Below are 22,830 nucleotides of genomic sequence, written 5' to 3' on the forward strand. Positions count from 1 at the left end.
ACCGGTCGGCGGCGTCGGACGGACCGAGCGTCGGACGGACCGAGCGTCAGGCGGCCTGTTGCAGCTGCTGCAGTGAGGCCACCAGCTTGTCCACCTCCTCGGATGTGTTGTAGAGCGCGAGCGAGGCACGGGCCGCGCTCGCCAGGCCGTAGTGGGCCAGCGCCGGCTGGGCGCAGTGGTGCCCGGCCCGGATGGCGATCCCGTCCCGGTCCAGCCAGGCGGCGATCTCCGACGGGTCGTGGTCGGCCAGGGTGAAGGTCAGTACGGCGATACGGTCGGGCGCGGAGCCCAGCAACTCAAGTCCCGGGACCGTCGCCAGGGCTTGTTGTGCGTACGCCATCAGTGAGGTCTCGTAGGCGGCGATGGCGTCGCGGTCGAAGGAGGTCAGCCAGTTCAGGGCGGCCAGCAGACCGACCACGCCGGAGATGTGACCGGTGCCGGCCTCCAGCAGATGAGGGACGGGGGCATAGGTGGTACGGGTGAAGTCAACCGACTCGATCATGTTGCCGCCGCCCTGCCACGGCACCATGTCCCGCAGGATCTCCGGTTTCACATACAGCGCGCCGATGCCCGTGGGGGCGTACAGCTTGTGGCCGGAGAACACATAGAAGTCGGCGTCCAGGTCCTGCACATCGACGGGGAAGTGCGCCACCGCCTGGGCCCCGTCCACCAGGACCTTGGCCCCGTAGCGGTGGGCGAGGGCGGTCATCTCGCGTACCGGGGGGACGGTGCCGAGCACATTCGACGCCTGGCTGAGCGCGACGAGCTGGGTGCGCATGGAGAGCAGATCGTCGTACGCGGTGAGGTCGATCTGCCCGTCCGGTTGCAGTGGTACGGGTACCACCCGGGCCCGGGTCTGCTGGGCGATCAACTGCCAGGGGACGATATTCGAATGGTGCTCCAGCACCGGCACCAGGATGTCGTCCCCGGGACCGAGGTTGGCCCGGCCCCAGGTCTGGGCGACGAGGTTGATGGCCTCGGTGGTGCCGCGTACGAAGACGATGTCCTCCGGTGACGGCGCCCCCAGGAACTGGGCGACCGCCGACCGGCCCGCCTCGTACGCCTCGGTGGCCTCGCGGGCCATGGTGTGCGCACCGCGGTGGATATTGGAGTTGGCGGATCCGTAGAAGCCGGCCAGTGCCTCGATCACCTGGCGTGGCTTCTGCGTGGTGGCCCCGTTGTCCAGCCAGACCAGCGGGTGCCCGTTGACGGTCCGGTGCAGGATCGGGACATCGCGGCGGGCCAACTCCGGTGAGAAGGCGGCCGTTTGACCGGGGAGCCCGGTGAACTGTGCGGGGTGGGCGGCCGGGACCGCGGGATCCGTGACCGGATCCGTAAGCGGGACCGTGGCCGGATCGGGCGACAACAGACCGTCGCCGAGGAGGTGCGGAGTCGGCGCCCCGGGCCACAGACCCCGGACGACGTCAGGAGTAGTCATAGTAGTTGGAGACCTCGACGTTCTGGAGCACCGCGACGGCGTCCTCCACCAGGACCGCCGTATTGAAGTACGCCGTCATCAGGTACGACGTGATGCCCTTCTGGTCGACGCCCATGTTCCGCATCGACAGACCGGGCTCCACCTCGTCCTCGACCTTCGCGGGACGCAGACCCACCACGCCCTGCTCGGCCTCGCCCACCCGCATCAGCAGGATCTCGGTGGTACCGACACCCGCATTGCCGGAGAACCGCACCTTGTCGGAGGGGAGCAGCGGGACACCGCGCCAGCTCAGCAGCGGACTGCCGAACCGGTTGTCGATGACCGGGGGCACACCCCGACGCGTACACTCCCGGCCGAACGCGGCGATGGCCCTGGGGTGTGCGAGGAAGTAGCCGGGCTGCTTCCAGACCCGGGTCAGCAGCTCGTCCAGATCGTCGGGGGTCGGGGAACCGGTGCGGGCCTGCACCCGCTGCCCGGGGGCCACATTGTTGAAGAGACCGAACTCCGGGTGGTTGAGCAGCGCGGCCTCCTGCCGCTCACGCAGTGCGTGTGCGGTGAGGTTGGACTGGGCCCGGATCTGGTCGATGGGCCCGTTGTAGAGGTCGGAAACCCTGGTGTGCACGCGCAACACGGTCTGGGCGAGGCTCATGTGGTACTCGCGGGGCGTGTCTTCGTAGTCGACGAATGTCGCGGGAAGGTCGGGTTCGCCGATGTGCCCGGAACTGAGATCGACCGGCACCTCTGCGCCCGGCAGCATGCCGTCCGCCGAGAGGTAGGCATCCATCGCTCCCCGCACTGCGGTATCCCGTTCACGCAGCCCCTCCAGCACACTGCGCTCGACACACAGCGCCACACCGGGGGTGAGCGCGCGGACGCGGTATGGCAGGGGCTCGGAACGGGTCCAGGCGTCGAGGTCGAAGAACTGGCCGTCGCCGATTACTTCCAGGACGGCGTCCTCGCCGTAGCGGCCGCTCACCCGCTTCTCGGCGCGGCCCTGGGCGATCACCCACAGCTTGTCGTGCGCATCGCCCTCCTGCGCCAGCATCTGTCCGGCCTCGAAGCTGACTTCGGTGAAGGAGTCCGCGAGTTCGGAGAGCAGGGCGTCGTCGGCATCCCGCAGATAGGGCAATTCCCGCAGATCGCCCGGGATGACGCGGGGGGAACCACCGTCGGCGTGGATGCTGATGCGATCGTCCCCGAGGACGTAGGTTCGGCGGCGGTTGACGCGGAAGACACCGGCTTCCACATCCACCCATGGCAGGGCCCGCAGGAGATAGCGCGGGGTGATGCCGCGCATCTGCGGGCTGGTCTTGGTCGTGGTCGCGAGTTGCCGTGCCGCATCCGGGCTGAGACTAGTCTGGTCGTTCATCAGGACCTCCTCGCCTACGGGCATGCCGCTCGGCCGGCACTCGGCCGACCGGCACGCGGGAGTCTGAATCGTCGGGTCGAAGCCCACCGCTCGCAACCGGTTGTCCGCCGGCGCGCGGCCAGAAATGCTCGCTGCACTGAATACGCAACCCCGAATACCTGCGCGATTACCTGCCGTTCCAGCGTCACTACCTTGCGTAGTAATCTCGCGGAGGCGTGTGGCAGGGCGCCCGGATCTGTCGTACGACATCACCTGAAGCCCGATTTACGACGGGATTTACCCTCATAACGGTGCTTTGCGTTTCCTAAAGGCAGGCTTATGACGCTGCCTCATGACACGCGGGTGCCTCAACTCCGGGAGAAATCACGGCTGTTGCGCATGGTGGGGGAGAGGTGGCCGGACGGGCTGCGCACCGCCCTCACGCCAGCCCGGTCTGCGACTTGCTGAACATCACGCCCTCGGAGTAGAAGAACACCGCGCTGCTGCCGTCGGCGCCGTAGCACGTCCAGGTGGTCGGGTAGTCATCGGCGCGCTCGGAAGCGCTGTTCTGCCGGCACGTATTGGTGTAGGCGAACAGGGCCTTCTCGCTGCTGCCGGCCTTGATCTTCTTGTATTCGGCGAGACTCAGCGGGTCGCTGGTGTCGGCGCCGCCCTTGTAGGCGCAGGCGATCACGAAGAGGCCGAGGAGGCAGCCGCCGGCTATCGCGCTCTTCTTCACGGGTGGAGTCATCCTTTGGTGGGTGGTGGGGCGAGTGGATCGGTGTGGGGCCGGGCCCAAGAGGTGTGTTTCGAGGAGGAGTTGGCGGTGATCCGGCTTCGGTGGCCGCGATCCGTGCGTGGGAGGTCAGGTCACCGTGCCACCGCCGATGCGTTGGTTTCCCGTGACGGTGCCCCTCCGGTCCGGGGCTCATGGGGTTCGCCGCGCAGGAACCGTTCCAAGATGAGGAGCAGGGTGGGCAGTTGCCCGGCCGGGTCGAAGGACGGCTCGGTGGCCGCGCTGGTGTACATCGAGGCGATGAGGGCCATGACCCATGAGGCGGCGTGGCCCGGGTCGAGTGCGGGGTCGATCCGACCGGCCGCGGCGGCCTTGGTGAGCAGTTCCGTGATCACGGTGTGCTCGTCGGCGTTGTCCTGGCTCAGGAGTTCCGCGAGCTCGGGGTCGCGGTGCGCCTGAAGCATGGCTTCCATCACCAGTGGCGGTGCCAGAGGTTCCGCGGCGGGTGCGGCCAGGAACCGTACGACATCCAGGAGTGCGGCCCATGGGTCGGCGCCGGCCTGCGCCGCGGCGAGCCGCTCCGCCTTCTCGTCCTTGTCGTCCTGGAGGAGGGCGATGAAGATCGCGCGCTTGTTGGGGAAGTAGTGGAACACATTCCCCGAACTCATCCCGGCGGCCTTGCAGATCTGCGCCGTAGTGGTGCGCTCGAAACCCTGCGTGGCGAACAGCTCGCACGCCGCGTTCACGATGTGCTGACGCCGCGCTGCATGTTTCGCCGGATCGATCGTCCTCATGGCATCACCTTATGACTGGCCGCTTCGGCTGACGGACGGCTCCTTCGCTGGTTCGCCAATAATAGACCGCGCGCTCGGTTTATGGTTGGGGTCCGCTCCTGCGTCGCACCGCGCCGGCTTCCGTCGGCCGCGGCGGCGCAGACTGCTTGAAGGGGGACAACACCCATGGACGAGCTGCTGCCGCAGCGCCACCCGACGGACAAGGCCACGATGCTGGCCCAACCGGCCTGGATGGCGGCGCTTGTTTACGTCGTCCTCGCGCTGCTGGGAGCCGGGGCCGGCTGGCTGGTGAAGATCCTTGCGGAGTGGCTGGTGACGTTGCCCTGGGCGCCGATGCAGGGGCCGGCCAAACTCCTGGCCTCGGTTCCGGAGCCCTGGCTCACCGTTGGCCTGCTCTCCGCCGGGCTGGTCCTGGGGCTGATCGTGGGCCTCATCGCCCAGTACGAGGAGCTCTCCGTCCTCGTGTCGGCCGAGCGGATCACCTTTACCCGGAAGAACAAGGACCAGGAGTTCGCACACGACCGTGTCGTCCACGCGTTCCTGGACGGCAGACACCTCGTGCTGCTTGGCGACGACGGGGGTGAACTCGCCCGGGAGACCTGCGATCTGGAGGCCCGGCACATCGCCGATGCCTTCACGGCGCACGGCTACGCCTGGGTGGACGAGGACCCCTACAAGGACGACTTCCGGCGCTGGGTGCCGGATATGCCGGGACTGCCACAGGAAGCCAACGCGCTGCTCAAGGCCCGCGCACGGCTCCTCGAAAAGAAGAGTTCCGCCGAGGATCTCCGGGAGCTGCGCGAGGAGTTGGCCAGGCTGGGGGTTGTCGTGCGGGACGAAAGGCGGCGTCAGTACTGGAGGATGAGCCGGGGGCGGGGCTGAGATGGCGGGGCTGAGGTGACTTCGGACCCCTACTGGGTGACCACCCGTCCCACCAGCGGCTTTCCGTCCTCCGCTCGGTCCCTCACACAGTCCCTCGGCCGCAACCCTGACGGTGGTTCAGGGGTGTTCACCCCGGAGTATGACCACTGACGCGACCACGGTCTGACTACTTTCACCGTCCCCGCCGCTAATTTCGACTCATGGCACCGAGACGAGGTGCGGGAGACGGGGGATCGAAGTGAGCGAAGTGGGCGAAATGAGCGAAGAAGCGCGACGGCGACAGGTGTGGGGTGATCGGCGGAGGCGTACGGGGGCGGTGCTCGGTGCGGTCCTGGCCGCTGTGGCGCTGAGTGTGAGCACGGCCGGTTCGGTGCACGCCATGTCCGGGGGCACGCAGTTGCCGCAGCGCGGCGCGGCCCCGTGGCTGGCGACCCTGGCGGTGAAGGGTGATGCCCCGCTGCTGCAACGTGCCTCGTGCGGTGGCGCGCTGATCGCTCCCGACCGAGTCCTGACCGCGGCCCACTGCCTCGACGGACAGGACACACGGCGGGCGGAGGTGCACATCGGGTCCTCGGTCCTGTCGCAGGACCCCGGCACCGTACGCGACATCCGCAGCGTCACCACGCACCCCCGGTACGCACTGCTGCCCTCTCCCGCGGACCCCGACAACGTCGCACTCTCCTCGGCGGCCTACGACATGGCAGAAATCCGCCTCAGCTCACCGGTCCGAGGCGTCAAGCCGCTCCGCATCGCACACCACCGGCCGCTTCCCGGCACCCCCGTGTCCCTCTTCAGCCACGGCACCACTGCCGCACCCGATCCCTCCCAGCCGGGGAAGGAGATCCGCGGTGATGTACTCCGCCGCGGCGACCTCACCGTCCGGACCCATGCGCAGTGCGCCGCCCAGACGCCCGCCATGGTGGACGAGGCCTCGGTCTTCTGCGCCCGTGACATATCCGGCGGCGAGACGACCATGTGCTTCGGGGACAGTGGCAGCCCCCTCGTCATATGGGGACGGCGCGGCCCTGAACTGGTCGGCGTCTTCAGCTTCGCCGGCGAAACGGCCGGCAAGGTCTGCGGCCAGGCCGCCGACGCCGCATTCGCCGATGTTCCGGCGCTCATGGCAGGGGTGACCTCGGCATAGGTGTGTTGTTCGGGAAATGAGTGTGCAGCGAAGGATGCTGCTCAGGAGGGGGGATTCGGCTGATCTGCCGCCCGCGGCGTCGGCGGCTCGCTACCGTGACGGGCATGGAATCCAGTGACGTGCCTGGTGCCGATGAGTGGCCGCTGCCTCCCTCCTGGATGTGGAGCTGCCAGGAGTGCACCGAGCTGTACAAGGCGATGAAGCGCGCCCCCGAGGTGGTGAATGCCGCACGGGAGGAAGGGGAGCCGGGGGTGGACTACGACCCCCTCGACACGGTGGTGTCCACTCAGATCCGGCTCGCCCGGCACATCGCCACCCACCATGCTGCGGACGTCCCCGCCATCGATCCGTCCTGCGACAGGTGCACATCCGACGAGAATCGGCAGATGCCGGAAATCCTCGTCCTGGAACACCGCGCCCGGCACGTCTTTGCCCCGCCTGGCATCGCCGGTCTGTTGTAAGGCTCACGGTGCCCGACCAAGGCGTGGTCGTGGTCATCGGCGCCACCTGAAGTGCGCGTCCGAGGGTGCGCCGCACCGACCGGCTGGTGCGCCGCCCCAACGGGCGGGGAGCCGGTGCTTCGGCTCACCGAGAGTTACAGCGCCACGGTCACGGCGTAAGCGATGAAGAATGCCGCACAGAGCACGACGAGGATGGCGAGGGCGATGGCCGGCCCCTTGGCCCAGCCGCGCGTCTGCTTGTCGCGGGGACCGGTTTCGGCCCCTGTGCTGCCCTCGCCCTGGGGTGTTTCCTCGGGCGGCACCCCGTCACCGGGCCCTATGCCTGGTGCGTTATGTGGATCCGGTTCCGGATATTGAGTACCCATACTGGAAGCTTGCCCGATATCGGCCGTATTCATCGATGGGTGGCGGCACGGGTTGGGCCATACGGATACGGGTTACTGCTCTCTCCTGCGGATGCGCCGCTTACGTGTTAGGGGCGGCGCAGTCTTCCGCGCACGCGGCCGCCTCGCAGGGGAACGTCACGGAAAGGGTGCTCGGCGAAGGGGCGCGGTGCCCAGGGGTGCCGCCTGGCGCCCGGCGGTGGGGGCGGGGCCCGAGCCCGAAGGGGGGCGACGCCCCGTGGTGCCGCCCGGCGCCCTTCGATGCGGCGGGGCGCCCCTCGATGGGGCGGGGCGGCCCATCGAGGGGCCATAGGGCCACAGGGCCGGCGAGGCGGCAGATGCCCAGCGGTGCACATCGCCCCCCAGCGACGTCAGGTGCCCCACCGAGGGGACTCGGCGCCCGTGATGCCGCACTGCCTGCGAAACGGCGTCGCTCAGCGAAACGGCGCTGCTCAGCGACGCGGCAGGCCCTCGCGAGGGGTCACGGTTCCCCGCGCAGCGGCACAACCGCTCACCGACGGGGTTCGGCGCTCACCGACGGGAAGCGGCGCCACCAGGGGCGAATAGTGTCCACACCGGGGGCGAACGGCGCTCACCGAAGGGGGACCGTGGCGGTGATCCGGAAGCCGCCGGATTCCAGGGGGCCGGCCTCGAAGGTGCCGCCGAGGACCGTTACCCGCTCGCCCAGGCCCACCAGGCCGTGGCCGCCGCTCGGCAGCAGGGTGGGTACCGGTCCGTCCGGGGCCTCGTTCTCCACGATCACCCGCACCGCGTCCTTCTGGTACCGCACCTCCACCCGGGCCGCCACCTTGCCCGCGTGCTTGTGGGCATTGGTCAGCCCTTCCTGGATCACCCGGTACAGGGTGGGCTGGACCGTGGAGTCCGCGGCCGGCGGTTCGCCGATGACGTCGAAGTCGATGCGCATCCCGGCGGCCCGCGACTCCTCCACGAGCGTCGCGATGTCGTCCGGCGTCGGCTGCGGGGAGAGCGGAACCTGTTGGTCCCCGTCGTTCAGGCGCAGCACCCCGAGCACCTGCCGCAGCTCGTTCAGCGCCTGCCGGCCCATGTCCCCGATCAGACGGCCGGTGTCCGCGGCCACCCCGGTGCCGCCGGCCCCCGCCTCCAGCGCCCCGGCGTGGACCACCATCAGGCTCACCCGGTGGGAGACCACATCGTGCATCTCCCGGGCGATGCGGGTGCGCTCCTCCATCCGGGCCTGCGATGCCAGGAGGTGCTGCTCCCGTTCCAGCCGGTCCGCGCGGTCCTGGAGGGTCACCATCAGACTCCGCTTGGCTCCCCGGTACATGCCGAACAGCACCGGCACCACCACGGAGGGCACCACGAGGAAGATCGAGTAGGGCACGAACGCCTCGGCGTTGAACTCCGTGGTGACCATGGTCCACACGACGAGGATCGCGGCCGCCGCGCCGGAGCCGAGGAGGAGATTGCGCCGCGACGCCCCGTACTTCGCCAGCGCGTAGAGACTGACGGGCAGGATGCTGAAGGACGGCAGGACGAGCGGGATGAGGAGCACCGAGAAGGCGGCGAGCGCGTCCGGATACCGCCGCCGCCAGAGCAGCGCCACGCCCTGCACCATCACGACCACGACGACCACCGGAGCCGGCAGCAGCAGAGGGTCCCGCTCCGCGCCGTTCAGGCCACTGACCAGCGCGATCGGATTCGCCAGCGGGAAGAGCAGTACGAGCAGGACGTCGAACAGCATCGCGCTCCGGTGCTCCCACCACCAGGGCTGCCGCGGAGTTCGAGGGTAGAGGCCGGCCAGGACGGGCAGCACCACCGCGATCAGACCGGCGAACACGATGAGCACCGTCGTCTGCGCGAAGGCCGTCCCGTGAAGCGGGGCGTAGCGCCACAGATGCAATGCGGCGACGCCCAGAATCAGCAACAAGCCCGTCGGCGCGGCGATGAACACCGTACGCAGCCGCGGGGTGTGCCGGGCCAGCGAGTAGTACGCCACCACCGTGGCGAGGACGGAGCCGGTGCCCAGGAGGAGACCGCCGGTGATGGCCGCGGCGACCGCCACGGGGAATCGGCGCCGCAGCACCAGCAGCAGAGCGGCCACGACCGTGCACCACATCGCCCATCCCTGGGGCAACAGGCTTTGTATGTCCCCCTCGGGGAAGGCGGTGCGGAAGTTCGCGTCGAACGGCGCACAGGCCATGGCTATCAGCACGTCCAGGGCGATCGCGCCCCACGGCCGCCACCACCGGGGAAGCGCAGGAAGCCGGAACAGCGGGCCCGGAGCGGGCGACGCCCGGTCCGGCAGTGGGGCGGGCGCGGCGGCGGGGCCGGCAACCTTGGCGGACATATCGGCGACCAAACGGACGTGCGGACAATTCCCGGTATGTTACGTCGCCCCCGCCCGGTCCGGACCCTCCGGCGAGGGTCTTTGCGCAGTCCGGGAGCAGCTCAGTACGCCGAGGCGTCCGGGCACGCGGCTCGCTGGGCGGCGGGGAGCGGACCTCCAACCGGGCGCGGAGGGAGACTCGCCGCCGATGCCCGCCGATGCCCGCCGATGCCCGCCGATGCCCGCCGATGCCCGCGGATGCCCCCGGATGCCCGCCGCTGTCCGCCGACGCCCGCCGCTGTCCGCCGGCACCCGGCGGTACCGCGTCACGGGCTGCGGACCTTGTGCGCCCCGTGCCGGACGCCCACGACAGCCGGGTCAAGGCCTACCGCGCACCGCCGGGCGCCGGGAACACGACGAGCTGTCGTGACCTGCTGCCCGGCGGGCGCGGGGGAGAGGGGACCTTTGCCGGCGTTCTGCCCCTTGCTCCGCATGCTCCCCGGCAACGGGGGCTCACAGCAGACGCGTTGGGGCCTTCCCCGCGGCCGGCTCCGGGTCCCTCCTCCCGGCCTTATTGCGGCTTGAAGGAACGGATTTGGTAGCTGCCCTGCAAGTTGCCGCCGGCGTGGGAGGGCGTGGAGCCGACGCGTGCGTGGTAGTTGGTCTGCGTGTAGTACTGCACACGGTGTCCGGTGTTGTTCCATACGGAGCGCACATTCTGGCCCCGCTGGATGAAGGAACAGTTGTCGGCCGTGTTCGCCTTGCTGGCTTGTGACCACTGGCAGCGGGTGCCGCCACCGTTCCAGTCGCTGTAGATGCAGAAGTACCCGGAGGAGCAGTTGAAGGCGGCCAGGCCGGCAGGTGCCGTGGGGGCCGCGGTGGCGAGGGGCGCGGCGGCGAAGGCGGTGGCCAGGGCGGCTGCGGCGATGGCGAGCGAGTGAAGACGACGCATGGCGAAGGTCCTTTTCGTGGTGAGGGTGGGAAGGTCACGCCGCTGTGGACCGGCGGGAAAGGATCGCGTCGGGGCGGGAGAGCCACGGCTGATGGGTGGCGTGCGAGGGTCGGCCCGCGAAGGGCGCCGGGCGGCCTGACGAAGCACCAGTATGGTCCGGGCCCCGCGGCCGTCCGCAGGGCATTTCTCGCCGGACCACCCGCTGTTGGAGCGCGGCAGCGTAGGTGCCGGGCGTACGCGGCGCGCCGCGCTCCGACGCTTCGCGGCACAACGTCCGACACCGCCTGCGCAACGGGTCCGGCCCGCGCGACCGGCACCGGCCGGGCACCCGTTCCCGTTCTCCGGTCCTCGCAGCTGCCTGACGGAACGCACCCACGGCTGAGACGATCCGTGCCGTGATTGCCTGGATGTACCGCACCCCGCGGTGGGTGGTGACAGTGGTGTGCGCCATCGCGGCCGTTCTGCTCCTGGTGGGCGCCGTCGCGCATGTCACCGACCTGCTCCGCCACGGACTTCAGGTCTACGACTGGGCTCCGGGGTGGCTCAACTCGTACTGGTCCTCGCTGGCGCTCCTCGACCCGCTCGCGGCTGTGCTGCTGATCGGCGGCAAGCGTCGCGGGGCAGACCTCGCCTGCGCCATCATGGCGACCGACCTCGCCGCCAATGCGTACGCGGCCTACGGCATCCAGCACAGCAGCCTCGCCGCGGAACCCGGCCTCCAACGGCTGCTCGCCTTCGCTGTGCTCGTCCTGGGAACGGCTCCCTTCGTCCGACGGCATCTCCCCAATTAGGCAGTGACGCACCGGGCTTCGGCGGAGAAGGCGAAGGAGGTGGAGCAGGCGGAGGGATTAAACGGGTAGTGCGGATGATCTTCCGTTGAGTAGGGTGCACCCTCGGATACCGGGCAACCGTCCGCGCGCTGCGCTCGAGACTCCGCGCTTGGCCGTGTGGCGCCTGCCACGCACGAAGTGTCCCTGCGGTGCGGACGGTGCGCAGGACGACGGCCCGTTCCTCGGCCGCGAGGTGGCCTGCGGCGCCGGAAGGGTTGGGGCGTGCGGGCGGACACCTCGGCGGCAAGAAAGTGAGTAAGAACAAGATGCAACCGACCTTCGTACTGGTGCATGGAGCCTTCGCGAACTCCTTCTCCTTCGCGCCGCTCCAGGCCGAACTCGGCCTCCTCGGACACCGTTCGGTCGCTGTCGACCTGCCCGGCCACGGATTCGGGGCCACCTACTCGCACGCCTATCAGGCACCACAGGATCTCGAAGGGCTCGCCGCCGCGCCCGGCGCGCTCAAGGGCGTCACGCTCGCCGACAACGCCGCGCACCTGATCGGAGTCCTGGAGCGGGCCAAGGAGAACGGGCCGGTGATCCTCGTCTCCCACAGCCGTGGCGGCGCCACGGCGACCGCGGCGGCCAACGCAAGACCGGATCTGATCGACCGCATCGTCTATGTCTCGGCCTGGTGCCCGGTCGATCTCGACGTCGCCGACTACTACGCCGAGCCGGAGATGGCCACCGTCGACGCGGCTTCCCTGGCGATAGCGCTGGCCGGGAACCCGGCCGAACTCGGCGTGCTGCGCATCAACTTCCGCACCGCGGACCCGGCCGCCCTCGCGGCGTTCAAGGCGGCCTTCCTCGCCGACGGCACCGACGAGGAGTTCCTGACCTTCCTGAACACCTTCCAGCCCGACGAGAACCTGGACGTCGGCACCTCCGCGGACCGGGCGCAGGCCGCGACCTGGGGCCGCATCCCGAGGACCTTCGTGCGTCTGGCCGAGGACGCGAGCATGCCGCTCGCTCTTCAGGACCGGCTGATCCGTGAGGGCGACGCACTGACGCCGGACAACCCCTACGACGTCCGCACCCTGGCGGGAAGCCACCTGAAGTGGCTGATCGACCCGGCACCGGCGGCCCGCGTCCTGGGTGAACTCGCCGAACCCTGGCGCGCCGGGGGCGAGCGCCAGGTGTGACCGCCGCACCCCTCGGTAGTAGCAGCTGATCCTGCACGGAGCAGGTCGGCCCCGGCCGATCTGCTCCGTGGCCCACCTGCGAGGATGCGCTGCGCGTCGGGTGACGGCGCGGCACGGCGACGGCCGGGTGGCGTTTGTCGCCAGGGGCGTGGTGCGGTTTGCGAGGCGGGTGTGGCGCGGGGCACCCTTGCGGCATGTCATACGTAAGGCTTGAGGCCTGGATCGGTGGAGAGTGGCTGGAGGTCGACGCGGTGAGCGTCACCGTGATGGACTCCGCACTGACCCTCTCCTTTGAGCATCAGCGGACCGAGTCCGGGTACCGGAGCCTGATCTGGGAGCCCCTGGAGAAATTCCTCAGGGAGTACCGTGACGAGCCGCTCGTCGTCGTTCCGCTGGGCCGCAATCTGCCGGTGATGTTCGGTCCCGGCGCGGCGGGGCCGTTCCGGCTGGCGGAGATGCGGGACGCGTGACCTGGCCTTACGGCCCGATACGGCCACGGTGACGCCGAGGCCGGCCCTCGACCGCCCGCCGGCCCGCGGGGTCACGGCGGGCCGGCGCGATCATCGGGCGGACGCATCGGGCGGACGCTCCCCGTGCGGAGGCCGTCACCAGCTCCCCATGCCGTCGGAGGCCACCGGAGGGTGGCCGCGCGGCCACAGCCGTCAGTCCGCAGGGGTGGCGGGTACCCGGCGACGGCGGCTGAGCGTGCCGAGAGCGATGTCCACGGCCAGGAACGCGACCAGCGACATGCCCAGCAGTGGCACCAGCCAGCCCATTACCCCTACTGCCGCCATGAGCGGAATGAGCACGGGCAGGGGCACCTGCCGCCACGCGCCGCGCGGAAGCGGACGCCCGAAGGACAGCGCGCGGTCGCGGGTGGGGCGGCGCTGCCACCACATCCGGTAGCCCCAGAGGATCAGGAAGATCAGGGCGAGGGCGAGCGCGGCCAGCGCGATCTGGTTGGCGAGGCCGAAAAGGGTGCCGGTGTGCAGGTCGATGCCGTAACGGGTGAGCTTGGCCAGGACGGGGTGGTCGGCGAAGCGCGAGACATCGGTGACCTTGCCGGTGGCCGGGTCCACGGCGAGGGCGTCCTGCTTCTCCGGCCAGCTGCGCTGTACCTGCTTGACGACATAGGCGGTGCCCCGGTCCGTCGGCAGACCGATCTCGACGGGGTTGCTGAGGCCCTGGGCGTGGGCCGTTCGGAGCACCTTGTCGAGGCCCACGTCCGCGGGTGCGGATCCGCCCGACCGGTTTCCCTTCGAGTCACCCGTGTTCGGCATGTCAGGCATTCCAGGCATACCCGAGGAGGCGTCGTGTCCGGCGTGGTGCTCGGCCACGGCCGTCGAGACGGTCGGGGTCGCCTGTCCCAGGGACTCCCGGAGTTCGCCGATGTTCGCCCCGGCGTATGCGGACCAGGTCAGACCGGTCGCGGAGAGGGCGACCAGACCGACCGCGGCCCACAGGCCGACCGCACCGTGCCAGGAGAGGGTCCGGCGGCGGCCGGTGGCGGTGCGGTCCGGCAGCGCGAGCGCCCGCAGCCGGCGGTTCCCGCGCTGACGGCCGATCCACAGCGCCACTCCGCCTCCGGCGACCACCCACAGCCAGCTGGCGGCCAGTTCGCTGTAGAGCCGGCCGGTCTCGCCCAGGCGCAGGTCGCGGTGGAGGCCGTCGAGCCAGGTGCGCAGGGGCAGCGCGCCCGTGGAACCGTACGTCTCCAGGGCCCCTCTGATGTTCCCGGTGTAGGGGTCGACGAAGACGGCGAGCTGGTGGTCGGCGGAGACGCCCGGTACGTCGGACAGCAGGACCCGCGTGGTGTCCCCGGGCCGCGGTGCCGGGCGCACGGCGGCGAGCTTGCCCTCGGGATGGGCCTTGCGGGCATCGGCGAGCTGCTGCGACAGCGGCCGCTCGGCCTTACCGACCGGCACGCTCAGCTCATGCGCGTAAACGAGCTTCTCCGCCTGGAAGGAAGCGGCGTACAGCAGCCCGGTGACCGCGGCGACGAGCAGGAAGGGCGCGATCAGCACCCCGGAGTAGAAGTGCAGACGCAACACCAGCGGACGGAGTGCTGCCCATCCGGTACGCCGGACCGCCCGCTCCTCCCCGGAGCCGGTGGTGGCGGTGGTGTCCGGGGAGTCCGGTGCACCGCTCGGTGCGAGACGTTGTTCAGTGGACACGCGGGGCTCCCGGCTCGTAGGTCAGGTGGCCCGGCCCGCTGCCGGTACCGCTCAGGGAGTCGGAAGGACCGGGGGATGAGTTCCCGCGGGTGCTGTGAGTTGTCCCATACAGCGGGCTGTCCGGCCCGCACCCACCCGCAAGGTGTGCCGGCACCGGATGGCACGATGGCGGCCATGACAAACGGGCCGACCTTACCTGCTGACGTGCTGATGTCGCGCGTGCTGTGTGGGCTGCTGCGCCGGGTCCTTCCCTCCCGCACACACCGCCCGAAGTCCCCGGATCCGGCCCGTGGCAGACGGAGTCTTCCGCCCGTCCCCCCACGCCCCAGGCCCGAACAGCCCTGCCCACCCCCCACCGTTGGAGGCAGCCCGATGATGACGCACCCCGCAGACGCGCACGCTGCCCGGCGGAGCCGGAAGCGGAGGGCGACCGCCCTCGCGGCGGTGACGGCCGTGACAGCTGCGTCCCTGCTCGCCGGCTGCTCGTCCGAGGAACCGGCGAAGCCCAAGCGCCCGGACCCGGTGTCGCCCTCCCCGCACTCCTCGCCCTCCCCGCACTCCCCGCACTCCTCGCCCTCCCCGCGGCCGAGCAGCGCCGCCCCCACGCCGAAGACCGTTGGGTTCTCGCCATATGTGGACACCTCGCTCAAGCCCTCGTTCGATCTGGTCAAGGGGGCCGAGGAGACCGGCGTGAAGGAGTACAACCTGGCGTTCGTCTCGCCGGGGGGCGGCTGTGTGCCCAAGTGGGGCGGCAGGCAGCCGCTCGCCGCCAACCCCGTGGCGCGGCAGGCGGAAGCGCTGCGCGCACAGGGCGGCGACGTGCGGATCTCCTTCGGCGGGCAGAGCGGCAATGAACTGGCCAGGGTCTGCGGCTCGGTGGACAAGCTGGTCAACGCGTACCGCCAGGTCATCGACGCCTACCACCTGACCAAGGTCGACTTCGATATCGAGGGCCCCGCGCTGACCGACACCAAGGCCAACAACCTTCGCGCACAGGCGATCGCCCGGCTTCAGCAGCACACGAAACTGGATGTCTCGGTCACCCTCCCGGTGCTCCCCTCCGGCCTCAACCGGCACGCCGTCGCGGTGCTGAAGAACGCCAAGAAGAACGGTGCCCGGATCTCCACCGTGAACATCATGGCCATGGACTACGGCACCTACTACGACGGTGACATGGGCAAATACGCCATCGCGGCGGCCACCGCCACCCAGAAGCAGATCAAGGGGGCGCTGGGCATCCGGGACGAGGCCACGGCGTGGAAGAGCGTCGCGGTCACCCCGATGATCGGCGTGAACGACGTCAAGGTCGAAGTCTTCCGGCCCGACGACGCGGCCGAGCTCAAGAAGTTCGCCAAGGAGAAGGGGCTCGGCCGGCTGTCGATGTGGTCGGTCACCCGCGACAAGCCCTGCCCGGGAGGCGCCAACCTCAAGGCGGTGGCGACCTGTTCGAGCCTGGGGAAGAAGACGAACGAGTTCGTGCGCGCCTTTACGGGCTGAGCCGGGGGAGCCGAGGGGCGGGCCGGGCACCGCCGCACCGGGGACCGGTCACCGGGGTTCGCCGGTGACCGGGTTCCGCTCGCCCGTTCGGGTGAGCTCGGTTCCGCTGTGTTGCCTGCATCTCATCGGGATGGGTAACTGAATCCGTCCGATTCCGGTGGGCCGCCCATCCTTTCCGGGGGAGTGGAAGGCGCCCTGCCCGTTTCGGAGCACCGGTGTACTGACGGTGCCGTCCGAGCGCTCCTCCGTGGGGGATGTGGAGGACCGGCCATGTCGGCGCGCGTACACGGGCGTCTCATGGTGCGGCGGGGCCCGCAAGTTGGCCTGGAGCCGTCATGCCTGCTGCCCGCGCTGTGTGCCCCGTCCCCGTCACCGCTCTCCGATGGGTGGCCCCGCCGGGCCGGTACGCTCCGTTCCTCCAACTTCCCTACGGAGAACGCCCCATTGACCCGGCCGCCGGGCGTAGCGCATCGGCGGTGACACCGCCATGCTGACCCCGGAACGCCCCGGCACGCTCGCCCTCGTCACCGACCGCGACGGCAACTGGCTCGCCGTCATCGATCCGCTGTCCCACCGGGTGATCCCCACCCTCGGCGCGCCGGTCCCCCTCCTGGCACGGGCCGATGCCGGCGGTCCGGTCGTCCGCACCGTGGTCGACGGCACAGCTCTGGTGGTGTCGAGGGACAGCTCCGCCCTTCTGGGGGCGCTCGCCGCGCTGCACAACAGGTCTGCCCAGGGGGCGAGTTGGGGGCGGCTCGATGCCGGGGCCCGGCCCGGCCTGTTGGCGGCGCGTAACCGGTTCTCCGGTGTCTTTCCCGACCAGGGCTCCTCCAGCGGCGGCACGCTGGTGACCATTATCGGGCGCAACTTCACCCACGCCACGGCCGTGACTTTCGGTTCGCGCCCGGCGGCGAGTTTCACCGTGCTCGACGACGAGACCATCGTCGCGGTGACTCCCTCGGGGCACGGCGCGGTCCCGATCACGGTCACCACTCCTGGCGGATCCGCCAGGGTCGGCTACTTCTTCTACATCACCTGGCCCAGCCTGGCGGCAATCGTCCCCGCCACCGGGCCGATCGGCGGGGGCAACACCGTCGTCCTCACCGGCGCCAACCTGCGCACCGCGCTCCTGGTCCATTTCGGCGGCGCCGTCGCCTTCCCCACGGCGCTCTCCGACCGGCAAATCAGTGTCACCGTTCCTCCTGCCGCGGGCCCCGGCACGGTCCCGGTGTACGTCACCACCCTCGGCGGGGTGAGCAACCGACTGCTCTACACCTACGCGGCGGTGGCTCATGTCACCGGTGTCATCCCGGACACCGGGCCGATCGCGGGCGGCACCACCGTCGTGCTGACCGGCAGCGGCCTCGCCCGCGTCAGCGGGGTCACCATCGGCGGCGTCCCCGTACGCTCCTTCCGCGCGTACTCCGACAACGTGCTCGTCGTGGTGACACCCGCGGGCGTCCCCGGCCCCGCCGACATCGTCGTCACCACACCCGGGGGCAGTGTCACCTTCCCCGACGCCTTCGACTACAAGGCGCCGTCGGCGATGACCGTCACCTCCACGCCGGATCCCTCCCTCGTCGGCCAGCCGGTGACCTTCACCGCGGAAGTGGAGGGCGTCCCGGCCACGACGGGTACCCCGTCCGGCACCGTCACCTTCGACTTCGGTGACGGCACCGCCCAGGTGACGGCGTCCCTGACGGACGGTACGGCCACGGTGGAGCACGCCTACACCGGCCCGTCGGCCACCCCCTATGCCGTCACCGCCACCTACAGCGGCGACCTCTTCTTCCTGCCTGCCACCGGGACGGACACCCAGGCCGTGGAGGCGGCACCGACCACCACCACGGTGACGTCCGGGCCCGACCCGTCCCTGGTGGGCCAGCCGGTCACCGTTGTCGCGCGGGTCACTCCCACCCCGCCGGGAGCCGGTGCGCCGACCGGCACGGTGACCTTCGAGTTCGGTGACAACTCCGCACCCGTCACCGTGCCGATGGACGGCGGCGCCGCGACCGCGATCCACTCCTATGCGGACGCCGCCGCACTGCCGTACCCGGTCACCGCCACCTACAGCGGCGACGACAACTTCACGCCTTCCACGGGGACGGACAGCCAGACCGTGCAGCAGGCGGCCACGACCACCGTGGTGGACCTGGCGCCCGACCCGTCCGTCGCCGGGCAGCCGGTGAACGTGACCGCCACGGTCGCCGCCGTCCTGCCCGGAGCCGCCGTCCCGACCGGAACGGTCACCTTCGACTTCGGCGACGGCACCCCGCCCGTCGATCTACCGCTCACCGCCGGCACCGCCGTCACCAGCCATACCTTCGCCGGTACGGCGGGCAGCCCCTACACGGTCACCGCCACCTACCAAGGCGACGGGAACCTCGAACCCTCCACGGGGACCGGCACCCAGTCGGTGGGAGCGAGCGCGTCGTCGACGGCGGTGGTCTCGGCGCCGGATCCGTCGACGGTGGGGGAGTTGGTGACGTTCAGTGCGACGGTCACCGCGCTCGCGCCCGGCGCCGGTTCCCCGACCGGGACGGTGACCTTCGACTTCGGTGACGGCAGCGCGCCCGTCAGCGCACCGCTCACGGCCGGCACCGCCACCACCGGCCATGTCTACACCGCCGCGGCGGACAGCTATACGGTCATCGCCACCTACGACGGTGACGCGGATTTCACCACGTCCTTCGCTACCGACACCCAGAGCGTCCAGCCGGCCGGCACCGCCCTCGCCGTGGTCTCGGCGCCGGATCCGTCGACGGTGGGGGAGTTGGTGACGTTCAGTGCGACGGTCACCGCGCTCGCGCCCGGCGCCGGTTCGCCGACCGGGACGGTCACCTTCGACTTCGGCGACGGCACACCGCCCGACACCGCGTTCCTCACCGCGGGCACCGCCGAGATCACCCACGCCTACACCGACGCCGCCGAACTGCCGTACCCGGTCACCGCCACCTACAACGGTGACCCGGATTTCACCACCTCCCTCGGCACCGACACCCAGACCGTTCAGCCGGCCGACACCACCACCGCCGTGGCCTCCGTACCCGACCCGTCCACGGTGGGGCAGCTGACGACCTTCGTCGCGCAGATCTCCCCCGAGGCCCCGGCGGCCGGCGCGCCCACGGGAACCGTGACATTCGAGTTCGGCGACGGCAGCCCGCCCGTCACGGCACCCGTCGAGGGCGGTACGGCGACGGTCACCCACGTCAATCCGGAGGTGGCGGAGAGCCCGTACACGGTCGCCGCGACCTACAGCGGGGACGACAACTTCAACCCCTCCTCGGGGGCGGACAGCCAGTCGGTCGCCAAAGCGGTGTCCACGACGACGGTGACGACCTCGCCGGAACCGTCGGTCACCGGCCAGCCGGTCACCTTCACCGCGACCGTCGCGGCCGCCCCGCCGGCCTCGGGCTCCCCGACCGGTACGGTCACCTTCGACTTCGGTGACGGCACCGCACCCGTCATCGCACCCCTCACGGACGGCACCGCCGCCCTCACCCACGCCTACACCACCGCGCCCCTCAACCCGTTCGCGGTCACCGTCACCTACAGCGGGGACACCAACTTCACCGAGTCCGTCGGTATCGGTACGCACAGCGTCGAGCAGGCCGCGACCACCACCACGGTCACGGCCGAACCCGACCCGTCCGTGACGGGGGAGACGGTGACCGTCACCGTGACCCCCACCGCACCCGCCTCGGGTACCCCGACCGGGCCGGTCACCTTCGACTTCGGCGACGGAACCCCGGTCCTCACCGCCCAGTTGGTGGACGGCACGGTGACCGTCACCCACCCGTACACCAGCGTGTCCGGCAGCCCGTACACGATCACCGCGGTCTACCTCGGGGACGCCAACTACGCCGGGTCCGAGGACACCGTCGTCCATGCCGTCGCCCCGGCCGAGACCACCACCACGGTGACCTCCTCGCGGGTTCCCTCGGCGGTCGGCGAGAGCGTGACACTGATCGCGCGGGTGATTCCGGTGCCACCGGGCGCCGGCGCACCGACCGGCACGGTCACCTTCGACTTCGGTGACGGCACCACGCCCACGACCGCAACGGTTTCCCACGGCGTGGCCATGGTGTCGCACACCTACACCAGCACCGCCGGCAGTCCCTACACCGTCACCGCGACCTACAGCGGGGACGCCGACTTCGTCGCCTCCACCGGGACGATCGCCCAGGGGGTGGAGACCAGTGTGTCGGGCACCTCGACGACGGTGAGCTCCACTCCGGACCCGTCCGTCGTCGGCCAGTTGGTGACCGTCACCGCGACCGTCGTGCCCGTGCCGCCCGCCGCGGGCACTCCGACCGGCACGGTGACCTTCGACTTCGGCGACGGCACCGCGACCGTGACGGCCTCGCTCACCGGCGATACGGCGACGGCCACCCACACCTACACCGCGGCCGCCGATCCCAGCACGATCACCGCGGTCTACAGCGGTGACGGGAACTTCGCGGGCTCGGCCGGGTTCGACACCCAGACGGTCGTACAGGCAGCCACCTCGACCACCGTGGCGTCCGCCCCGGACCCGTCCGTGACCGGCCAGGACGTCGCCTTCACCGCGACCGTCACCGCGACGGACGCGGGCGCCGGCACCCCGACCGGGACGGTCACCTTCGACTTCGGCGACGGCTCCCCGACCGTCCGGGCACCCCTCACCGACGGCACGACGACCGCCGTACACGCCTACCCCCACACCTCCGGCAGCCCGTATCAGGTCACCGCCACCTACAACGGTGAGGCGAGCTTCACCCCGTCCACGGACACCGACACCCAGACCGTGAACCCGGGGACGGTGTCCGTCGCCGTCTTCTCGTCGGAGGAGCCTTCCGCGGTCGGCCAGCCGGTGACCCTCACCGCGCACCTCACGGCGGACGCCCCGGCGGTGGGCACGCCGACCGGGACGGTCACCTTCGACTTCGGCGATGGCTCCCCGACCGTGTCCGCCACCGCCGTGGGCGGCACGGTGACGGTCACTCATGCGTACACCACCACGGCCGGCAGCCCGTACACCGTCTCCGCCACCTACAGCGGGGATGCGGACTTCAGTCCTGCCACGGGCACCGGTTCCCAGTCCCTCTACCCGGCCGCGACCACCATGGAGGTGACCTCCGGCCCGGATCCCTCGGTCGTGGGGCAGCCGGTGACCCTCGCCGCGACGGTCGCCCCGGTCCCGCCGGGTGCCGGGGTGCCGACCGGCACGGTCACCGTCGACTTCGGCGATGACACCCCGCCCACCACGGCCCCCCTGGCCGGCGGAGCCGTCACGCTCATCCACACCTACACCAGCAGCCTCCACAGCCCGTACGCGATCACTGCCACCTACAACAGCAGCGACGACTTCACCGGCTCGGTGGCCACGGCCACCCAGACCGTCCTGCCGGCGGCGACGACCACCACGGTGACCTCCGCACCGGACCCGTCCGTCGTCGGTCAGCCGGTCACCTTCACGGCGGTGGTCGCGCCGGCGGAGCACGGCGCGGATGCGCCGACCGGAACAGTGATCTTCGACTTCGGGGACGGCACGGACCCGTCCGCACAGCCGGTCGTCGCCGGGGTGGCGACCGCCGTGCACGCCTACCCCGGCCCGTCCGGCAGCCCGTACACCGTCACCGCCACCTACGGCGGGAGCACCGATTTCACCGCCTCCAGCGGCACCACCACACAGTCCGTCGGCCAGGCCGCGTCCACGACGGTGGTCACCTCGCTGCCCGACCCGGCAGTGACCGGCCAGCCGGTGACCGTCGCCGCGACCCTCTCGGCCGCCGCGCCCGGGGACGGGACACCGACCGGCACGGTCACCTTCGACTTCGGTGACGGCACGTCACCCAGCACGGTGCCGGTCACGGCCGGGGTCGCCACGACGACACACACCTGGGCCGGCACCTCCGGCAGCCCGTACACCGTCACGGCCGACTACAGCGGGGACGGCAACTTCACCCCGTCCACCGGTACCGGCACGCAGACCATCGCCCCGGCCGCGACCACCTTGACCGTCAGCGCACTGCCGACGCCCTCGGTGACGGGGCAGCCGGTGGACCTCACCGCGACGGTCTCCGTCGTCGCACCGGGTGCCGGCACCCCCACCGGCACCGTCACCTTCGACTTCAGCGACGGCACCCCGCCCCTCACCGCAACCCTGACGGACGGCACCGCCACCCTCACCCATGCCTGGGACGGTACGTCCGGCAGCCCCTATACCGTCACGGTCACCTACAGCGGGGACGCCGACTTCAGCCCCTCCACCGGCACCGGCACACAGACCGTCGGCCCGGCCGCGACCACCACGACCGTCAGCGGACTGCCGGAGCCCTCGGTCACCGGCCAGCCGGTCACGTTCCTCGCGCGGGTGAGTTCCGACGTTCTGGGGGGCGCTCCGCCGACGGGTACGGTCACCTTCGACTTCGGCGACGGCACCGCTCCCGTTGCCGTCGCCGCGGCGGGTGGTGTGGCGAGCGCCGTGCACACCTATACGAGCGCCACGGGCAGCCCGTACACGGTCCACGCCACCTACTCCGGCGACGGCCGGTTCACCGCCTCCGTGGGCACCGAAACGCACACCGTGCAGCCGTCGTTGTCGGCGACGGTGGTCAGCTCGTCGCCGGATCCCTCGGTGACGGGCCAGTCGGTGGACCTCACCGCGACGGTCTCCGCGACCGCGCCGGGGGCCGGGACCCCGACTGGTACGGTCACCTTCGACTTCGGTGACGGCCCCCCGTCCGTCACCGCGCCCGT

Annotated in this window: 16 protein-coding genes; 8 read left to right on the forward strand and 8 right to left on the reverse strand. The window is 70.7% G+C overall.

Annotated features, from left to right (window positions below; genetic code table 11):
* Positions 1-46: 46 nt before the first annotated feature.
* From ACZ4XD_RS18675 to ACZ4XD_RS18690, 4 genes are all read right to left on the reverse strand, one after another.
* Complete coding sequence (locus ACZ4XD_RS18675) at positions 47-1,438, reverse strand: SufS family cysteine desulfurase (protein ID WP_468043366.1); 1,392 nt, start codon at positions 1,436-1,438, stop codon at positions 47-49.
* Positions 1,425-2,807, reverse strand: a complete 1,383-nt coding sequence (locus ACZ4XD_RS18680; protein WP_468043368.1) for a family 2B encapsulin nanocompartment shell protein — start codon at positions 2,805-2,807, stop codon at positions 1,425-1,427. The genes ACZ4XD_RS18675 and ACZ4XD_RS18680 overlap by 14 nt, the downstream gene beginning before the upstream one ends.
* A gap of 418 nt (positions 2,808-3,225) precedes the next feature.
* Positions 3,226-3,537 carry a hypothetical protein gene (locus ACZ4XD_RS18685; RefSeq protein WP_468043370.1) on the reverse strand — a complete coding sequence of 104 codons (312 nt, stop codon included), beginning with the start codon at positions 3,535-3,537 and terminating at the stop codon, positions 3,226-3,228.
* 119 nt (positions 3,538-3,656) lie between these two features.
* A complete protein-coding gene (locus tag ACZ4XD_RS18690) occupies positions 3,657-4,316 on the reverse strand; it encodes a TetR/AcrR family transcriptional regulator (protein WP_468043372.1) in 660 nt (219 codons plus the stop codon).
* A 165-nt stretch (positions 4,317-4,481) separates the two neighbouring features.
* On the opposite strand from ACZ4XD_RS18690, the gene ACZ4XD_RS18695 reads away from it, so the two are divergent.
* The 3 genes from ACZ4XD_RS18695 (at position 4,482) to ACZ4XD_RS18705 (ending at position 6,803) form a co-directional block, all read left to right on the forward strand.
* Positions 4,482-5,198, forward strand: coding sequence for a YqeB family protein (locus ACZ4XD_RS18695; protein WP_468043374.1), 717 nt, complete (start codon positions 4,482-4,484; stop codon positions 5,196-5,198).
* A 256-nt stretch (positions 5,199-5,454) separates the two neighbouring features.
* Positions 5,455-6,342 carry a S1 family peptidase gene (locus ACZ4XD_RS18700; protein ID WP_468043376.1) on the forward strand — a complete coding sequence of 296 codons (888 nt, stop codon included), beginning with the start codon at positions 5,455-5,457 and terminating at the stop codon, positions 6,340-6,342.
* Positions 6,343-6,446: 104 nt separating this feature from the next.
* Complete coding sequence (locus tag ACZ4XD_RS18705) at positions 6,447-6,803, forward strand: hypothetical protein (protein WP_468043378.1); 357 nt, start codon at positions 6,447-6,449, stop codon at positions 6,801-6,803.
* Between the two features lie 134 nt (positions 6,804-6,937).
* On the opposite strand, the gene ACZ4XD_RS18710 is transcribed toward ACZ4XD_RS18705, so the two are convergent.
* The 3 genes from ACZ4XD_RS18710 to ACZ4XD_RS18720 all read right to left on the reverse strand — a co-directional run bounded on the left by ACZ4XD_RS18710 (position 6,938) and on the right by ACZ4XD_RS18720 (position 10,446).
* Positions 6,938-7,168, reverse strand: a complete 231-nt coding sequence (locus ACZ4XD_RS18710) for a DUF6480 family protein (protein ID WP_468043380.1) — start codon at positions 7,166-7,168, stop codon at positions 6,938-6,940.
* A gap of 610 nt (positions 7,169-7,778) precedes the next feature.
* The gene (locus tag ACZ4XD_RS18715) at positions 7,779-9,515 is read right to left on the reverse strand and encodes a sensor histidine kinase (protein WP_468043382.1); all 1,737 of its coding nucleotides are present in this window, start codon (positions 9,513-9,515) and stop codon (positions 7,779-7,781) included.
* Positions 9,516-10,065: 550 nt separating this feature from the next.
* Entirely contained in the window at positions 10,066-10,446 is a 381-nt protein-coding gene (locus tag ACZ4XD_RS18720) for a peptidase inhibitor family I36 protein (RefSeq protein WP_468043384.1), read from the reverse strand.
* A 395-nt stretch (positions 10,447-10,841) separates the two neighbouring features.
* On the opposite strand from ACZ4XD_RS18720, the gene ACZ4XD_RS18725 reads away from it, so the two are divergent.
* From ACZ4XD_RS18725 to ACZ4XD_RS18735, 3 genes are all read left to right on the forward strand, one after another.
* On the forward strand, positions 10,842-11,237 hold the full coding sequence (locus ACZ4XD_RS18725) for a hypothetical protein (RefSeq protein ID WP_468043386.1): 396 nt from the start codon (positions 10,842-10,844) through the stop codon (positions 11,235-11,237).
* Positions 11,238-11,542: 305 nt separating this feature from the next.
* Positions 11,543-12,418 carry an alpha/beta hydrolase gene (locus ACZ4XD_RS18730; RefSeq protein WP_468043404.1) on the forward strand — a complete coding sequence of 292 codons (876 nt, stop codon included), beginning with the start codon at positions 11,543-11,545 and terminating at the stop codon, positions 12,416-12,418.
* Between the two features lie 194 nt (positions 12,419-12,612).
* On the forward strand, positions 12,613-12,888 hold the full coding sequence (locus ACZ4XD_RS18735) for a hypothetical protein (RefSeq protein WP_042158621.1): 276 nt from the start codon (positions 12,613-12,615) through the stop codon (positions 12,886-12,888).
* Between the two features lie 192 nt (positions 12,889-13,080).
* Here the strand turns inward: ACZ4XD_RS18735 and ACZ4XD_RS18740 are convergent, their stop codons facing one another.
* Positions 13,081-14,592: a PepSY-associated TM helix domain-containing protein gene (locus tag ACZ4XD_RS18740; protein WP_468043388.1), complete on the reverse strand. Its 1,512-nt coding sequence runs from the start codon at positions 14,590-14,592 to the stop codon at positions 13,081-13,083.
* A gap of 453 nt (positions 14,593-15,045) precedes the next feature.
* Between ACZ4XD_RS18740 and ACZ4XD_RS18745 the strand changes: the two genes are divergently transcribed.
* On the forward strand, positions 15,046-16,089 hold the full coding sequence (locus ACZ4XD_RS18745; RefSeq protein WP_468043390.1) for a chitinase: 1,044 nt from the start codon (positions 15,046-15,048) through the stop codon (positions 16,087-16,089).
* Between the two features lie 487 nt (positions 16,090-16,576).
* On the forward strand, positions 16,577-22,830 hold a 6,254-nt coding region (locus tag ACZ4XD_RS18750; protein WP_468043392.1), incomplete at its 3' end, for an Ig-like domain repeat protein.

Source organism: Streptomyces sp. NPDC029466, assembly GCF_055574515.1.

Coding starts and splice junctions, on each gene's coding strand:
- ACZ4XD_RS18675 (WP_468043366.1), bottom strand. CDS start 1,438: ATGACTACTCCTGACGTCGTCCGGGGTCTGTGGCCCGGGGCGCCGACT.
- ACZ4XD_RS18680 (WP_468043368.1), bottom strand. CDS start 2,807: ATGAACGACCAGACTAGTCTCAGCCCGGATGCGGCACGGCAACTCGCG.
- ACZ4XD_RS18685 (WP_468043370.1), bottom strand. CDS start 3,537: ATGACTCCACCCGTGAAGAAGAGCGCGATAGCCGGCGGCTGCCTCCTC.
- ACZ4XD_RS18690 (WP_468043372.1), bottom strand. CDS start 4,316: ATGAGGACGATCGATCCGGCGAAACATGCAGCGCGGCGTCAGCACATC.
- ACZ4XD_RS18695 (WP_468043374.1), top strand. CDS start 4,482: ATGGACGAGCTGCTGCCGCAGCGCCACCCGACGGACAAGGCCACGATG.
- ACZ4XD_RS18700 (WP_468043376.1), top strand. CDS start 5,455: ATGAGCGAAGAAGCGCGACGGCGACAGGTGTGGGGTGATCGGCGGAGG.
- ACZ4XD_RS18705 (WP_468043378.1), top strand. CDS start 6,447: ATGGAATCCAGTGACGTGCCTGGTGCCGATGAGTGGCCGCTGCCTCCC.
- ACZ4XD_RS18710 (WP_468043380.1), bottom strand. CDS start 7,168: ATGGGTACTCAATATCCGGAACCGGATCCACATAACGCACCAGGCATA.
- ACZ4XD_RS18715 (WP_468043382.1), bottom strand. CDS start 9,515: ATGTCCGCCAAGGTTGCCGGCCCCGCCGCCGCGCCCGCCCCACTGCCG.
- ACZ4XD_RS18720 (WP_468043384.1), bottom strand. CDS start 10,446: ATGCGTCGTCTTCACTCGCTCGCCATCGCCGCAGCCGCCCTGGCCACC.
- ACZ4XD_RS18730 (WP_468043404.1), top strand. CDS start 11,543: ATGCAACCGACCTTCGTACTGGTGCATGGAGCCTTCGCGAACTCCTTC.
- ACZ4XD_RS18735 (WP_042158621.1), top strand. CDS start 12,613: ATGTCATACGTAAGGCTTGAGGCCTGGATCGGTGGAGAGTGGCTGGAG.